Genomic DNA, 16,378 nt, shown 5'->3' on the forward strand with positions numbered 1-16,378 from the left:
TTGTTTCCCGGGTGATGGCACATTCGGCTCTGAAGCCGACGCACCCCATGCTTGTACGTCGGCTTTTACAATACGCACCTATGCAAGTCATCATTCGCAGGCTTACTCCGGAAGTTCCAATGCCTGAATACAAAACTTCAGGCGCCTGTGCGTTCGACATTGCGGTGATTGAAGAAGGAGTCTTGCAGCCGAATGAACGCCGACCATTCCGGACCGGACTAGTCGTCAAAGTACCAGACGGACATATTCTTTTACTCGCCCCTCGCTCAAGTAATGCCAAAAAAGGCGTCAGACTAGCAAATGGCATAGGCTACATTGACCGCGATTACTGCGGACCAACAGACGAGCTCTTCGCCTACCTCCATAATGTCGGGAACGAACCATACACGGTTCAAAAAGGCGAAAGAATCATGCAGGGCGTTATTGTTCCCTGCCCAGTCGTCACCTTCATCGAAGGCGAAACGGGAAACGCTGACCGAGGCGGATTTGGGACAACGGGATGATATAATCCCGCCATATGGCTTCTCTCATCTCTCTTGGGCAAGTGATCGATAAGACAATCGCCCACTATCGCAAACACTTTGTTGAACTCTTGAGCATTACGACTTGGATAGTCATCGCTTCAGTGCCCGCAGCGGCCGCTAAGATTTTGCAGCCATACACGGCTGGTACTGAACCTACGCCACTCCATATTTTCTATCTGGTCTTGAGCTACTCGGGCGCCATTCTGTTGGCAGTAGTCAGCACCTGGGTTTTACTAAGCATCATCATTGCGGTGGCCGAAGAAGCCTCCGGCACGACCCGTGACCAGAAAGCTCAAGGCAAAAAAGCCTGGAAATTATTTTTCTCTTACGTCTGGGTATCTATTCTGGTCTCCCTCGTCATGGCGTTAATTCTAGTTCCGCCATTCCTCGGGCTGGTCCTCATCATCATTGATGCTGCTCGCAATACGTCCACCGTTCTATCATCAATTGGCGGCGTACTGCTCTTCGTGGGAGCGCTCGTTTCTTTCATTCTCCTCGTTAAATACAGTATTCAGTACGGCTTCGCCCCATACTCGCTGGTCTTAGAAAACGAGCATGGCGTTAAAGCACTTCAACACTCAGCTACGCTCGTCTCCGGACGCTGGTGGGGCACGTTCTTCCGTTTTGTGGTCCCCAAGCTCATCTATGCGCTGGTAGTTTTTGTCCTGAATTTCCTCCTCTTGGCGGTCCTCGCCATTCTCCTCATTGTTCTACTCGGTGAAGGCCAGCTCTACCAAGGGATTGGCAATGCGACCTGGCTTATATTAAGCTCAGTCGTAACGGCGCTCTCGCTACCGCTTATTGCCGTAACGGACTTCTACATTTATGACAGCCTCAGAACTACCCGAAGTTAAGCCCTCTCTTCCTAGCGTCTCTTCTCTCATTTCGACTTCCTACAAGTTCCTAGCCACTCCCCCGCACACCTCCGTGCTCTTTGGCTTTGCCGGCTGGCTCTTGATACCTATTCTACTGAACCTTGGCTCAACTTTTCTGAGCCCGCAGGTGGGCGAAGTGGTTAATCTAATTTCCAACATCCTGGTCTTTGGTCTCTCCCTCTGGGCAACCGCTGCCATGACCATCATGATCACCGGTTTAGTCCGTCCCGATCTGGCGCCAAAAGATGTAGCCACGAGCGTCAGTGAACTAGCGTGGCGACGTGCCCCATCACTCCTCTGGGTTGGGCTGTTAGTTGCTGTTCTGCAAGCCTTTGGTCTCCTCCTGCTCGTCATCCCTGGGATTATCTTCACTGTTTGGTTCGCCTTTGCTGAAACCGAAGTGATTCTTACCGGGGCTGGCGTCTTCTCAGCCATGGAACAAAGTCGCGAGCGAGTACGAGGGCAATTCTTCCCAGTACTCTGGCGCATGGTGGCTTTCTCGCTACTACTGACCACACTAGTCATGATGATTATTTGGCCCGTGCTGGTCCTCTCCGGCAATACCGATCTAATGATTGTCCTCACCACTCCCCCGGCGTGGTTAGACACTCTCATGAGCCTCCTTTCCGTCCTCCTCATGCCCCTCATTTTGACCTACGAACTCCATCTTTACTTTAGCCTCCGAAAGCCGTAAGGTACTCACCGATATGAAACTCGAACCAGTCATCGGATTAGAAACGCACGTCCAGCTGAACACCAAGACTAAGCTCTTTTGTTCTTGTTCGGCACACGTGAATGACGCTGAGCCAAATGCAAACGTCTGCCCGGTCTGCACCGGACATCCAGGTACGCTCCCGGTGCCTAACCGTCAGGCCATTTCTTGGGCTGTCATGCTCGGTCTAGCACTTGAAGGACGCATTACGCCAAAGAGCAAGTTTGACCGCAAGAACTATTTCTACCCAGACCTGCCAAAGGCCTATCAAATTTCGCAGTTTGACCTCCCGATCATGAGCGAAGGAAAGCTCGATGTAGAAATCCCCGGCGAAAACAGAGTCGCTCGTATTCGCATTGAACGCATGCACTTGGAGGAAGATGCCGCTAAAAATATTCACGGTGAAAACGGCAAGACGTATGTGGATTTCAACCGCGGGGGCACGCCTCTGTGCGAAATTGTTACTCGACCAGATTTCAGAACAGCTGCCGAAGCAAAAGCGTATGTCCAGGAAATTCGCTTGATTGTCCGCACTCTTGGCATTAGCGAGGGCGATCTCGAAAAAGGTCACCTGCGTTGCGACGTGAACATTTCGATGCGCGAAGTCGACGACAATGGCAAACCAGTTTCGCCGGACCTGTCGCCCAAGACTGAAATCAAGAACATCAACTCTTTTAGAGCTATCGAACGTGCCATTGCCTACGAGATCAAGCGCCAGACAGCCCTTTGGGAAGAAGGCAACGCGCCTAAAATTACAATTACTAGAGGCTGGAACGATGCCAAGCAGATGACAGAAGGTCAGCGCGAAAAAGAAGACTCAGCTGATTACAGATATTTCCCGGAACCGGACATCCCACCACTGGAGCTTGAGAGCATCGCAAAGGACGCCAAGCATTTCATGCCAGAACTCCCCGCCGCTAAACGTCTCCGCCTAAAGCGCGAATACGGCCTTAAGGATGATGACATCAAGCAGATTGTGGATGATCCCGCGCTCGCCAATTTCACCGAGAACGCCATGAGCGAACTTGGCGCGTGGCTCGAAGCGAGACCAGATACAACCCCGGAACAAGTCGAGGAAGAACGCCGCAAGCTGACTAAGCTGTTCTCCGGCTGGTTGCTGTCAAAGCTCATGGGTCTGCTCCAGGAACGCGGAAGTGACGTGCGGATCATGAAACTTACTCCAGAAAACTTCGCGGAATTCATCACGCTCCTAGCCGACGGAAGAATTACCGGCCCGAAGGGACTTGAAGTGCTCGGTAAGATGCTCGACGACGGTTCAGACCCATCTCATGTAATAGACGAACTCGGTGCAACGCGAATGGACGATCTCTCGGCGCTACAGAAAATTGTCGAAACAGTTGTAGAAGAAAACCCCAAAGAAGTTACGCGCTACAAAGCCGGAGAAACAAAACTCCTGCAGTTCCTAGTCGGACAGGTCATGAAAATCTCAAAAGGAAACGCTGATCCTGAGAAGACAGCGAGCGTCATTAAGAACGTACTCGGATAGCTTCAGCTACAGCCTCCTTTGCACTCGCGACCCAAGTGATTCGCGAGTCATGCTTGAACCACGTTTCCTGCCGTTTGGCGTAATGACGCGTATCAATCTTGATACGCGTTATTGCATTAGAAAGAGTACTTTTTGCGTCCAAGAATTCGCAGATTTGGCGGTAGCCGATTCCCGTCATGCCCGGGGCCTCACTGCCGTACTTAGCGCGGAGGGCGCGGACTTCGTCCACCAGCCCTTTTGCGACCATAATGTCTACGCGGGTGTCGAGCCTGTCGTAGAGTGTCTCGCGAGGCACGCTCATACCGATCATGACGGGTTCATAAATCTTTTCGCCCCAAGAACGAGATTCGGCCAGCGGTTTTCCTGTGCCTCGAAGGATCTCGAGGGCGCGTTCGAGCCTTCTCCGATTCTTTTCGTCGATTGTGGTCGCTGCGTCAGGATCCAATTCGGCGATCTCATCAAACAGTTCAGTGTCACTCTTTGTAGCAACCTCCACGCGGAAGTTTGGATTCGGTGGAACCTCGGCAAAAGTTGGTCTGTCGACCACAGCGCGAATATACAAACCCGTACCGCCAACAAGAATTGGCATTTTCCCGCGCTTAACAATATCCGCAATTTTCTTATCCGCATACGCCTGAAACTCGGAGACCGTGTAAACCTCGTCGGGGTCAGCGATGTCGAGACCCCAGTGAGGGATGCCGTCCACCATCAGAGGTCGTTCCTGGCCCAAGCCCGACCATCCACCCGGGTTAACCTCCTCCCTTCCGCCTCCTTGGTAAGGAGGAGGGGTCCAATCCCGGACACCCTCAGGTTTGGCCGTTCCGATGTCCATCCCCTTATAAATAGTTCGAGAATCGGCGCAAATCACTTCCCCATCCACCGCCCGGGCAACCGCAAGACCAGCGTCGGTTTTACCGGAAGCTGTGGGGCCAAGAATGACGATAAGTTTTTGCATACTGTGTATAGTTAACTATATAACAAATGTTCCATAAAGTACCATCAGGACAATATGAACATGGAAAGAGGACCTAAATTTGTAATCGAGAGAAAGCCGACTGAGGAAGATAGAAAAAAATCCGAAGCCGCCTACGAGCAAGCGCACATGAATAGGACGGGGATAGAACTCCTACCGGATGACCCCATCAATCTCGCCCTCGAAGCGCAAGAAAAGGCAGCTGCCGAGAAAGTGGCGGTTCGCGAGGCCTATAAAAATCGCTCACCGGAAGTCGTCGCGGCAGCGAAAGCACGTGAAGTCACGCTCGAATCACAGGTGGCACGTTTCAAAGCCGAGGCACTTAAAGCCTACGACGAAGATCAAGAAGCTGCATAAAAAAAGGCGCGAGCGTTCCCGTGGGAGCGCTCGCGTTTGTTGTGACCCTAGAACTTAGGACTTAGGAGACGCCTGACGGATCACGCGCCCGGCCGGCAGCTGATCCTCCACACACCGATAGACAGTGATGAGAAGGAGACTACAGTGAGACCAAGCCGTCGAATCCTTGTACTTTTCCGGGTTCGTGGTCTTCAGGCCGAGCGCCTGACGAATAGGCCGGTAGAATTCCTTCTTGTAGTACTCGGTCCGCGAAAATGCCTCGCGCTCAGCACATTCGAGGCTGTGCAGCATGTCGCTGTCACTGGTCTCGGCGAGCTCCTGCCGCACGGCCCGGATTACGTCTGCGCTGGGATCGTGGAGCTTGAAGGCCGAAGACTCGAGCAGAGCTTTGAGAGCCCCGATCAGATCAGCTGCCTCGCTACCCATGATTAGCTTGTTTCTCACCCGAATCTCGACCAACTCCTGGATCAAGGCCCCCAGGTTCGGCCAACGCTTCTCCCGCATGCTGGCAGTCAGCCAAGAGGCAATGACCTCCGGGCTGGCCGGCTCAAGCGGTTCTGATGGCGGCGGCGGAGGCGGAATGGCCAGCTGGACGCCTGGCTTGACTCGCTTGGCCGACTTAAAGTCGATCTTGATGACCTTCGACTCCCCCGTCGGGCTGACTGGTGTAGAGCTCCCGACGTACTTGCCTGTGAAATTCAACACATTGTCACGTTCAGAAATGGACATGCTTCCCCCTGGCATGAGGCTAAAACTAGCAGAAAATAAGCGTTTTGTCAACTGATGTATACTTGTAGCAATCATTCCCCCTTATTTTGTTATGGCCAACGCGGATTCAATCAACGAGATCCAAATAGATTCCTCACCCCTGGAAGAAGCAGAGGTGACGTGGTCTGGCGAAGCTAAAATCACCCCCATGCCGTCTCCGGAGGGTGTACCCGAACGCGGACCGGAAAAGCCCGCCACCACCCCAGTTGAGCGCCTAGGAAATAATGGCGAAATTGAGGTCTGGAACGCTTATGCTTTAGATACGGATAAAGGTAAAGTGTATTTTATTAACCAAAGAAATAAGGAACGCTGGGCGATGGTCCCGGAAGCAGAATGGCTGGTGGAGCAGGAATTACTTGAGGCGACTAAAAAATTCTCTGGAGGCAAAACTTGGAGTACGTTCACTTCCCTACTCACCGAATCAAAAGATGGGTCGGCTGAACAAACAAAACTGAAAGAATACCTAGACCAAAATAAGGGTCGAATCTTGGAGTTTGCCGCCTGGATGGCCAAAGAGTACAAAATCTCCAAAGAACAGGCCATCGAGCACACTAAGGAAAAAGTAAAAGCCGAGGCCGACAAAGCAACCGACAAGCGCTATTTCGAACTCGACTACGCCGTCATCGCTAAAGCAATCAATGAAGAAACGAGCGCTTTTAAAGTCCGCGAATGGGCCACGGAAGACGCCATACTAACGGCTCGTGAAAAAAGCGCAGCCGTGGTCAACTGGATCTCTCGCCAAGTGCAAATTGGAGAGGCTAAACCTTCGGAAGAAGTGACTTTAAATTTGGATCTTAGACGAGCGATTCGTGGTGATCAAAAATTGGAACGTCTAATGCTTGACCATGAGCTGGAAAAACCAGCAAATAAGGCCGATCTTGAAACGCCACTGGCCGCACTTTATGCCAAAGTAGCTACCGAGCTAGACGCTCTTTACGGTGAAATTAAAAATAGCCAGCCGTCGCTTGGAGAACTCCGCCAAGAGAGTGAAACGCTGATTAATGACTTCAAACTTTACAGCTACGCAGCCGCGCGTGACTTAGCCAAAAGTGCTTCTGACTTAAGTCCCCAGCTAAAAGAGTTCTTTGGCTTATCAGCCGAAACCAAGACAAAACGAGCTTCTAAAACAAAGGCTAGCAAGCCGTTAGAACCCATTAGTGAAGCTTTCGGCGGGCGAATTAAAAATATCCAAAACATTCCAGGCGACACAGGTGCTGATGAAGTTCCGTTTGGTTTTGCTAATCCGGAACAAGTCTCCGTCTCTAACAGAGAGGCTCCCCAGAATCTCCCAGTCGAACCAGAAAAGGCAGAGATTACGGCAGTAATGCCCAAACGGCCAAAGCAGGTCACGCGCCGGTACGTAGTCCCCGAAGCGCCCAGAACCATCAGCGAACAGCTCCAAAACCTTCCGGAGACGATTGAAGCCGAGAAAACGGAGCTCATCACGCCGGAAGAGAGACAGGCATCTTTAGCTAAAACAAAAATCGAGAAACCACCCAGAATCAAATCAAAAGCCAGGATGATTCTGGATCAGTCGTTGATGGAGGAGGGAAAGGCTAGTGAGCCAGGCTGGCTCGAGACACAGAACGCTGACGTTATCCCGCTCCCAGAAAAAGAACAACCTCTAGAACCAGGGACGGATGTTCCAAAGTCGCGCAAAGCAAAAGAACTCGAGGCAGACTTCGATAAAGCGCATGAACCGCGCATGAGTACTTTTGAAGAACAGTATCTGCCGAGTAAGAGCAGAAATCGTCCGAATATCTTTAAACGCATGTGGAATGCTTTATTCGAAGCAGAAGACGCGGCGTTCGAAGAATAACCAAGACATATGCAAATGTACAAATTCCCCAACTCGGATGCCATTCCTGGAGCGCCAAAACGAATGTTCAGTCCCAAACGACCACCAGTAGGCGAAGAACGCGCCGACCACACAAAAGCTCTGTTTGAAGCACAGGCTGAAAGACGAGCGAAGACGCCAGAAAATAACAGTCGCGTCGCAATTACCGGAGCAGATGGAAAAGAATACACCGGCACGGTGTTATTAGCTGATGCAGAAGCTGGGACTTATGAGGCTGTCTACAGAAATGACAAGGGCGAGTTGGTAGTGGTCGAACAAAACGTCGAGCAGGCTGAAGCGCCAAAGGCCGAGGCGGTCGAAGCCAAGGAGGCAGCTCCGGAGGTTTCGGCTGAGCAGGTAGTCGAGGCAAAGATGGAAGAACTGAAAGAAGAACAAGAAGGAATGGCCGCTAAACTCAAAAAAGGAGCCACAGGCTTCATGAAGAGTTTTAGTAAATATTTTGCTGCAAAAACTGGTGAACCGTTGAATGAAGATGCTTGGTTAGCCGAGGGCGATAAAATGACGGAGGTTAATGAAGAAGCGCAGGACGCACTCGAGCAGACATCCTCAGCTAAGAACATTAAAGCTGCAGCCATGGAGCTTGGTGTTGGCGTATTTGAACAAAGCGCTATTCCAAAGATGATGAAAGCTGTGGCCGAAACCGTCGCCGCAGATTTAGTCACTGATGAACTTACCCCGGGACGAAAATATATGGAGCGCGCCGCCTCTTGGCTGTCCGAAAAATTATCGCCGGTTGATTTTGAGATGGATGAAATCAACAAAGCAGAAGGCAGTCTTGAGTTTAGCAAAATGGCCCTTGAACAGAGCGTCTCGGCAGAAAATACTAAACTAGACAATGCTGTCACGGATCGCCGGCTAGAGAAACTCAAGGCAAAACTAGCCAAAAGCATTGGCGCTAAAGCAAAACTCATGACTCAGCCAAAAAACATGAGTCTGAGCGGACGACGGGACCCTCTGCGCGAACTTTCAGCCTCGATCGAAGCACAGTCAGGTGAAATCAGCGCTGAACTCGCAGATAGAGCCACACTTCTTGAGGCACTTAAAACTATTAGCGGCGCGGAACAAACAAAAGACGAGCTCGACGAACTACTCGCTGCTTAAACTATATTATGGAGAACGCAAAGGAGAAGATTCAAGGGATTCTAGATCGAGCACCGTTGCCAGTTCAGATGCGTGCCTATTACAAGGCTCGACTGGAACGTGAAGGCGTTACGCCGATTTTGATCGAGAGCATCAAGAGCGCTATGCGCGCACTTGAGAATGACGCTTTCGGTCGAACCGGCATCACGGTAGACGAAGACGATGACGTAGAAATTCAAAAAGCGGTCAACATGTATTCATCTGCAGTTGCAAAGGCTGCCGATGCTTACTTGAAGGCCGCTAATGAAGCCGTGGCTCAAACTGTGAAAATAACTGGTAAAGCTACTAAGAAGATTGAGAAGGCGGAGGTGGAGCTGCTTAAACAGGCAGCCTAGCCTCGTCAGCGATACGTGAGAGAAGATCCGCTTGCGTAATAGTGAGCGGATTTTCTGTTCCAAAGACTTTTACCTGCAGGTCTCCCCCGTTGGCTTCTTTTTCGCCAATAACTATAGTCCACGGGACTTTGGACATAGCTGCTTCGCGGATTTTTTTGCCGAGTTTTTCAGAAGAATCGTCGAGCGACACGCGGACACCGGCTTCGACAAGTTTCTGCTTCAACTCAGCGGCGAACGGCACAAATGAGTCAGCCACCGTGGCCAAACGAACCTGTTCAGGCGCGAGCCAGAATGGGAAGGCGCCGGCGTAGTGCTCAATCATGATGCCGATGAAGCGTTCAACGGAACCAAGGATGGCGCGGTGAATCATGACCGGGCGCTTTTTTGTATTGTCGGCGTCTGTGTACTCGAGCTCAAAGCGTTCGGGCAGGTTGAAATCGAGCTGGATAGTGGCCAACTGCCATTCACGGCCAATAGCATCTGTAGCGATGAAGTCGATCTTCGGACCGTAGAAGGCAGCTTCGCCAATTCCCCACTCAAAAGCCTCGCCTACTTCCGCGCGGAGGATGCCTTCAAGGGTGCTAATCGCGTTCTGCCAGACTTCTTTGCCACCCAAGTACTTCTCAGGCTCTTTCTCGTCCCAGATCGATAGACGAGGGCGGATGGACATGCCAAAAGCCTTATAAAACTTCTTCACGATCTCATAAATGTTCTTCGCCTCCACTTCAACCTGATCCATGCGACAGAACACGTGGGCGTCGTCCTGAGTAATCGAGCGAACCCTCGACAATCCTTGGAGCTGGCCGGTGTTCTCGTCGCGATAAACCGTTGTGACCTCAGAGAAACGCAAAGGCAAGTCGCGATAGCTACGAGGACGAGAAGCGAAAATCTGCGTGTGGTGCGGACAGTTCATCGGCTTCAGCACGAAAGTTTCGTCCGTCTTCTTGCTCGACACGTGGAAGATGTCGTCGGCAAATTTATCCCAGTGGCCAGAAGTCTTATAAAGATCTGCCTTGGCCATATGTGGAATGTTCACTTTCTGATAGCCGTACGGCTTCATGAGCGCCCAAACAAAGTTTGTCAGCCCTTCGCGCAACAGAGTTCCCCGAGGAGTAAAGAGAGGGAGACCGGGACCAACGAGTGACGAGAAGGCGAAGAGATCAAGCTCTACGCCGAGCTTGCGGTGGTCACGCTTCTTAGCCTCTTCCTGCATCTTCTCGTAGGCTTCAAGCTCAACGGCAGTGCCAAAGGCCAAACCGTAAATACGCGTCAGCTGCGCGTTCTTCTCGTCTCCGCGCCAGTAGGCACCGGCGAGCTTAGTCAGCTTGAAAGAGTTAACGTCCACGCGCGACAAATCCTCGTCATGTCCGCCGCGACAGAGGTCAACATACGTTCCCGAGGTGTAGAGCGACAATGTCTGGCCTTCAGTGGCGAACTCCCGGATAAGCTCAAGTTTAAACTGGTTGTCGGCGAACAATTTCTCGGCTTCTGCCTTTGTGATCTCGGAGCGGTCAAACGAGGTGAACATGGAGATCATCTTGCGCATCTGTTTCTGGATCTTTGGGAGATCATCCTCCGAAATAGGAGTTGAAAACTGGAAGTCGTAATAGAAACCGTCGTCGATCGCTGGTCCGATCGTGCGTTTGGCATCTGGATAGAGTTCGAGAACTGCCGCGGCTAGTAAGTGAGCAAGTGAGTGTCGGCGGTGTTCGAGTTCTTGTGGAGACATATATAGAGATTAAAAAACGGCCCAAACCTTCAAATAAAGGCCTAAGCCGGGACCAGGATTTCTCCCGGTGGTTCCACCCGTATTCCCTTTACAGGGCACTTTTCTGAATTGTCTTTTCGCTCGCGGATTCGTGGTCCGGTCAGTGCGAATAGAGACATGATAAACCTCCTAGGAATGATGTCAAATGTGGACAAGGCGGTCATTTTATGATAACCTTTCTGGTCACGACGAGACGCATTCCGCAACTCGTTTCGACACCTCCTAGCAATAGCTCGGAGTTCACGGGTCTGCCGCCCATTCACCAAGAGGTGCAAAATGGCAGCGTTCACCATCCCGTCAGTCCTGATCGAGACCACCCGTCAGCTGAACCAGCTACTCGGAATCAACCTCGGAGTTCCCCTCAGTGGAATGTTACCGAAAGAATGCAGCGAAGACATCGGAGTGGCTATCGAGCTCTACTTCCCCAACTGCTCCGACGACTCATTCCGGCGGGTCAAAATCGAAGCCGGCATCCACACGGGAGTCTCTGACGATGTACGGAAGACTGGTCTCTCCCGTTGGGTTGCACTCGAGCACGTATCCTTCCGAGGCTGGCTGCTGCCCGGCCGCAAGCTCGGACGAGATCTTCTTCAGAGGCTCGAGCGCATTGAGGTCGAGGTCACGGGGAAGGATTCTCCCCAACTCGGTTGTTCGTTCGCGCTCAATCTCCACCAAATGGACCTACTGAAGTGGGTAGACGTCGCCTAGCCAACACCGCCAACGAAAAACCGACCCCGCAGGGTCAGTCTCTCGGGGCGGTTTTTTTAATTACTTAGGATCTACTATTTCAATCTTAATATGATCCTTAAGCGTTGGCACGCGCTTCAGCCAGAATGGGGTGAAGGAAACCGTGACCTCCCGTACGCCGTCGTTGGAGCGGAGAAGCGTGAGGACTTCATTTGGCGAACGGCCGACGAAGCGGTCCTTACTCAAAGCGGAAGATTCGAGCGAGAGACGAGCAGTGCCGTCCAAGTAAATCGAGATTCTGGCCTCGCCGGTTTTTGCGTCAGCTGCTTCAACCTTCACTTGCATACCGTCCACGTTAACCTTAGTCGCCTCGTAACCTTCTGAAATACGCTTCTGGAACAAGTTCTGCGCGTAGGTCTTAACGAGGTCACCCTGATAGTAAACGCCGGTTACATCGAGTGACAGCGTCAAAGTAAACGATCCAGTCTGCGTACCAACAGGGACATCCGTTTTCTGATCAACCACGCTCGACTTCAAAGAGATGCCATTGAGCGCTAGGTCAAGACCCTGTGCGAACTCTGCCTCGGCCTGCTTCAGCAAGTCGTCCGATAGAGCGGCGACAGCATCCGTAATATCCTTTTCAGTCAGTGAGCGAACATAGACTACGCCGCCGACCATGGGATTCGAGCTCGCACCCGTGATCAGCTTCTGGGCGTTAGCGTTCAAGCCAGGAACTGTAAACTTAGCTGGATCAATCTCCCCGCCCTTGCCGGGCAGATCAGCATGAACTATGGCCTCAACTTTACCATTAGCTGGCACATTAACGGCCTTATCGATCCTGAAAAGTACGCCCGTATCAGAGAGTAAACGCGTGGTAGCTACCAGTGCCTGCGCAGAAGTACCAGCGTTCGTGATAGTCACCGTGCCGCCAGCCTTAGCTTCAACGGCCTGGGAGCCTTCGCTTGGCAAAGTAAAGGTCTTTGAGCTAGTAAAAGTCTTCTCTTTCACGGCACCAGCGATCTGACCGTCCGCGGTTGGATTAGCCACTACATCAGCCACCGCATTCACAGTGATAAGTTTTGGATTGGCGACGATCTTGATCGTAGCGCGGGAGACCGACAAATAAAGTACGGCCAAAAGCAAGGCAAAGGTCAGGGCCACGAAAACCACCGCAATTCTCTGATAGAGACGAAGTGACCGGGAGAGCGGTTTTTTTCCGGCACTGACAAACTTGGCCCCACCATATCTGGTGGATGGTGGCGGTGGCGGAGCTGGCGGACGTTTCAAAGAAGAGGCAGACATAGATAGTGCAATTATAGCACTAGTATTTGACGTTTTCTTCCCCAACTATTTCACCGACTTTGCGGGCGACCTCTCGAGTGGCAGCGACACAGTATTCTGTCGCGATTTTCTTGGGCTCGCCAGCGCTCATGACCTCGAGATGTACACGAACCGTGCCAGGTGAAGCTCGGAAGATGTCGCGTAGCTTCATGATCATTTCATTGGATGGTCGATCCGGCACCTTGATGGTGAAGGTTGTAGGTTGCTGGGTGTTGGTCGTCGGGGAGAATTCAACCTTCTTTGGTGCGACACGCTCCGCATCAAATCCGCCCTGGCCAAGCATGCCGGCGATTTCGGGAATTTCAGCCTCGGTAAAGGAGATGACGCCGTCGACGAGGATCGAATGCTCTTCGATCTCTGAATCTTCGCGCTTGCGGACAGATACTTTGCCGGTGATGACCACGAAGGCGTCAGGATTCAGCTTTTCGCGAACAACAACGTAAGTCTTTGGGAAAACCACGCACTCCACTCCCCCACTTGGGTCTTCGATTCGCACAAAGGCCATGGGTTCGTTCTTCGCTTTAGTGTAGATCTGCTTCACCGCAGCAATAACACCACAAACTTTCACCATGGTCTTGTCCGTAAGCTCGTTGATCTTTTTAGTCGGCACGACGAACCGCGAGAATTGGTCGAAGAATAGTCCAGCCGGGTGACTCGACACATACAAACCGAGCAATTCTTTTTCCCAGGCCAGCATGGCGCTCTTAGGAATCGGATCAGCTGGGCGAAGAATGAGTTTCTTCGAGTTCATCTCCGGCGTCAGCTCGAACAATGACGACTGGTTCCGTTCGCGCTCTTCGTTCACCTGCTTGTTGTACATGACGAGGCTGTCGAGGTTGGTCACGAGCGTGATTCGGTCGCCGAACTTATCGAACGCGCCGGTCTTAAGCAAAGCCTCGAGCGTTTTCTTGTTAAACGCACGTGAATTGACTCGAGCCAAGAAGTCCGGAAGATCAAGAAACGGTCCGCCCTTCTTACGCTCCTTCACAATCAGTTCAGCAACCTCCGTGCCCACGTTCTTAATAGCCATGAGTCCCCAGCGAATGTTCGTAGTCCCCTTCACCACCGCAAAACCCGCGAATGATTCGTTCACGTCCGGCGGCAACACCTTCATGCCCATGCGGGTACACTCGTCCACCTCAATGGTGATGCGGTCGATATTCCCCGCGTCCGAGTTCATGAGCGCCGCCATGAAGCAGGCCGGGTAATACGCCTTCAGGTACGCGGTGCGATACGCAATCATGGCATAACAGGCCGCGTGCGATTTGTTAAACCCGTAAGCGGCAAAGTCCTCCAGCTTTTGGAAAATCTTCACAGCTACCTGCTCCTTAACGCCATTCTTCATGGCGCCTTCTACAAATTTCACTTTCATCTTGGCCATGAGTTCAGCAATCTTCTTGCCCATGGCTTTACGCAAACTGTCAGCTTCTCCCCCAGTGAAACCAGCGAGGTCCTTCGACACCTGCATAACCTGCTCCTGGTAAACAGGAATACCGTACGTTTCCTTAAACGCGTTTTCCATTAAAGGATGCTCGTAGATAACCTTTTCGAGTCCGTGCTTTCGACGAATGTAGCTTTCAATAAACTGCATCGGTCCCGGGCGGTACAGGGACACCATAGCGATGATGTCCTCGAAGGCACTCGGCTGAAGTTCCTTGATGTAACGCTTCATGCCGTCGGATTCCAACTGAAAGACGCCAGTAGTTTCAGCGCGACCAAGAAGAGCAAAAACTTTCGGATCTTTTAAGTTGATGGTGTCAATATCAATCACGTCGCCGGTGACAGCTTTAATGATCGCCATCGCGTCCTCAATCACCGTTAAGTTCGACAACCCAAGGAAGTCCATCTTCACCAGGCCCGCTGCTTCAGACGAGTTCAACGAATACTGCGTGATGAGGGCCATGTCTTCGTGCTGACCAGCCTGCAGCGGCGCTCGCTCGACGAGCGGACGATCGCCGATCACAATTCCGCAGGCGTGCTGAGACGCATGACGAGGGTTACCTTCAAGTTTCATGGCGAGATCAATCACCCGGCGGGCCATGGGATTGCCCTCATACATCATCTTCATGTCCGGCGCCTCGACAATGGCCACCTTGAGCGGTGTATGTTTGCCCTGCACGGGCGGCGGAACGACTTTCGCGATTTGATCTCCTTCCTGGAACGAAAGGCCAAGAACACGCGACGCATCGCGAATGGCAGCGCGCGGCATAAGTGTTCCGAAAGTAATAATGCCAGCCACGTGGTCAGCGCCATACTTGGCCGTCACATACTCAAGCACCTTGCCGCGACCAGTATCAGCAAAGTCCGTATCAATATCTGGCAAACTAATACGATCAGGGTTCAAGAAACGCTCGAAGAGCAGGCCGTAGGCAAGTGGGTCGATGTCCGTAATCTTCAGCGCGTAAGCGATGATGGAACCAGCGGCCGAGCCACGACCAGGACCCACGAGCACGCCGTGATCTTTAGCCCACACAATGTAATCTTGCACGATTAAGAAGTATGACGGGAAGCCCATCTTCACGATAGTCGAGTACTCAAACTCGAACCGCTCCATCACGGCCGGCGAGATCGGGTTGCCATAGCGAAACTCGAGGCCCTTCAGACACAGCTCGCGCAACTCTTCCGCGTCTGTTTTGCCTGGTGGCAAAGGATAATTTGGCAAAAAGTTCTTGCCGAGTTCCATCTGGAAGTTGATTCTGTCCGCAATCTTTCGAGTATTCTCGAACGCTTCTGGAGTGTCAGCGAACGCGTGCATGATCTCGGCCGGCTCGCCAAAAGAGAGATCAACCTCGTCCGTGCTGGTCCGTCTGTACTCCTCGAGCGTTCGGCCGCGCTGAATACAAAGCTGAGCTTCGTAACCTTCGCGATCTTCCGTGTCCAAATAGAAGGTATTTCGAGTGGCAACGAGTGGCGCGCCAGTCTCGATGGAGAGCTTTCGAAACGCCTCATTCACTTCAACCTGTCTTGGCATGTCCGGATGATGAATCATCTCCAAGAAAAAGTTTTCTTTACCAAAAATATCCTGATACTCAGCAATCAATGTTTTAGCTTTTTCGAGATCTCCATTACTCGCCGCATTAGGAATCTCGCCGGCGACCGCGCCAGAGAGTGCGATAAGTCCCTTCGAGTGCGCTCGCAGATATTCTTTATCGACACGCGGCTTGTAGTAGAAACCTTCAAGGAACCCCGCCGTCACGATCTTACAAATATTTCTGTAGCCTTCTTCGTTCTCAATTAAAAGAACAAGCCGGTACGGTCGATCATCTAGCCGAGCCCGTCGATCAGTCATGCGGTGTTGCGCGATATACATGTCGACCCCAAGGATCGGCTTCATCTCCGCATCCTTACACGCCTTGAAAAACTCGACCGCCCCGTAAAGGTTCGCATTATCCGTCAGCGCCACGGCCGTCATGCCGAGTTCTTTAGCACGCTTAACCACCGCTTTTGGCTTTGGCAGCGCCTCAAGCAGTGAATAGTGCGAATGATTGTGGAGATAGACGAAGTCCTTCGATTCCATGTGGCTGAATGGTAGA

Annotated in this window: 14 protein-coding genes; 9 read left to right on the plus strand and 5 right to left on the minus strand. The window is 52.0% G+C overall.

Features of this window, described 5'->3' with window-relative positions; translation table 11 throughout:
• Window positions 1–80 precede the first annotated feature (80 nt).
• The 4 genes from WC813_03300 to gatB are packed head-to-tail and all read left to right on the plus strand — an operon-like array spanning window position 81 to window position 3,618.
• Complete coding sequence (locus WC813_03300) at window positions 81–503, plus strand: dUTP diphosphatase (protein MFA5947027.1); 423 nt, start codon at window positions 81–83, stop codon at window positions 501–503.
• A gap of 14 nt (window positions 504–517) precedes the next feature.
• Entirely contained in the window at window positions 518–1,378 is an 861-nt protein-coding gene (locus WC813_03305) for a hypothetical protein (protein MFA5947028.1), read from the plus strand.
• Window positions 1,350–2,093: a hypothetical protein gene (locus WC813_03310; protein ID MFA5947029.1), complete on the plus strand. Its 744-nt coding sequence runs from the start codon at window positions 1,350–1,352 to the stop codon at window positions 2,091–2,093. The genes WC813_03305 and WC813_03310 overlap by 29 nt, the downstream gene beginning before the upstream one ends.
• 13 nt (window positions 2,094–2,106) lie before the next feature.
• Window positions 2,107–3,618 carry an Asp-tRNA(Asn)/Glu-tRNA(Gln) amidotransferase subunit GatB gene (gene gatB, locus WC813_03315; GenBank protein MFA5947030.1) on the plus strand — a complete coding sequence of 504 codons (1,512 nt, stop codon included), beginning with the start codon at window positions 2,107–2,109 and terminating at the stop codon, window positions 3,616–3,618.
• Here the strand turns inward: gatB and miaA are convergent.
• Window positions 3,599–4,573: a tRNA (adenosine(37)-N6)-dimethylallyltransferase MiaA gene (gene miaA / locus WC813_03320; GenBank protein ID MFA5947031.1), complete on the minus strand. Its 975-nt coding sequence runs from the start codon at window positions 4,571–4,573 to the stop codon at window positions 3,599–3,601. The genes gatB and miaA overlap by 20 nt on opposite strands.
• Before the next feature lie 54 nt (window positions 4,574–4,627).
• On the opposite strand from miaA, the gene WC813_03325 reads away from it, so the two are divergent.
• Entirely contained in the window at window positions 4,628–4,948 is a 321-nt protein-coding gene (locus WC813_03325; protein ID MFA5947032.1) for a hypothetical protein, read from the plus strand.
• 54 nt (window positions 4,949–5,002) lie between these two features.
• Here the strand turns inward: WC813_03325 and WC813_03330 are convergent, their stop codons facing one another.
• Window positions 5,003–5,653, minus strand: coding sequence for a hypothetical protein (locus tag WC813_03330; GenBank protein ID MFA5947033.1), 651 nt, complete (start codon window positions 5,651–5,653; stop codon window positions 5,003–5,005).
• A gap of 115 nt (window positions 5,654–5,768) precedes the next feature.
• On the opposite strand from WC813_03330, the gene WC813_03335 reads away from it, so the two are divergent.
• The 3 genes from WC813_03335 to WC813_03345 are packed head-to-tail and all read left to right on the plus strand — an operon-like array spanning window position 5,769 to window position 9,049.
• Window positions 5,769–7,535, plus strand: coding sequence for a hypothetical protein (locus WC813_03335; protein MFA5947034.1), 1,767 nt, complete (start codon window positions 5,769–5,771; stop codon window positions 7,533–7,535).
• A gap of 9 nt (window positions 7,536–7,544) precedes the next feature.
• On the plus strand, window positions 7,545–8,675 hold the full coding sequence (locus WC813_03340) for a hypothetical protein (GenBank protein MFA5947035.1): 1,131 nt from the start codon (window positions 7,545–7,547) through the stop codon (window positions 8,673–8,675).
• 8 nt (window positions 8,676–8,683) lie between these two features.
• Window positions 8,684–9,049 carry a hypothetical protein gene (locus WC813_03345; protein MFA5947036.1) on the plus strand — a complete coding sequence of 122 codons (366 nt, stop codon included), beginning with the start codon at window positions 8,684–8,686 and terminating at the stop codon, window positions 9,047–9,049.
• Here the strand turns inward: WC813_03345 and thrS are convergent.
• A complete protein-coding gene (thrS, locus tag WC813_03350) occupies window positions 9,033–10,778 on the minus strand; it encodes a threonine--tRNA ligase (GenBank protein ID MFA5947037.1) in 1,746 nt (581 codons plus the stop codon). The two genes, WC813_03345 and thrS, sit on opposite strands and share 17 nt — an antisense overlap.
• Window positions 10,779–11,093: 315 nt before the next feature.
• Here thrS and WC813_03355 point away from each other — a divergent pair, with 315 nt between their 5' ends.
• A complete protein-coding gene (locus WC813_03355) occupies window positions 11,094–11,525 on the plus strand; it encodes a hypothetical protein (protein ID MFA5947038.1) in 432 nt (143 codons plus the stop codon).
• Between the two features lie 60 nt (window positions 11,526–11,585).
• On the opposite strand, the gene WC813_03360 is transcribed toward WC813_03355, so the two are convergent.
• Both WC813_03360 and WC813_03365 read right to left on the minus strand, forming a co-directional pair.
• Window positions 11,586–12,806: a hypothetical protein gene (locus WC813_03360; protein MFA5947039.1), complete on the minus strand. Its 1,221-nt coding sequence runs from the start codon at window positions 12,804–12,806 to the stop codon at window positions 11,586–11,588.
• A gap of 19 nt (window positions 12,807–12,825) precedes the next feature.
• Window positions 12,826–16,362, minus strand: coding sequence for a DNA polymerase III subunit alpha (locus WC813_03365; protein ID MFA5947040.1), 3,537 nt, complete (start codon window positions 16,360–16,362; stop codon window positions 12,826–12,828).
• Window positions 16,363–16,378 lie beyond the last annotated feature (16 nt).

The sequence above is a fragment of the Patescibacteria group bacterium genome (assembly GCA_041659765.1).
Taxonomy (GTDB): Bacteria; Patescibacteriota; Patescibacteriia; order UBA9934; family UBA9934; genus JAGORL01.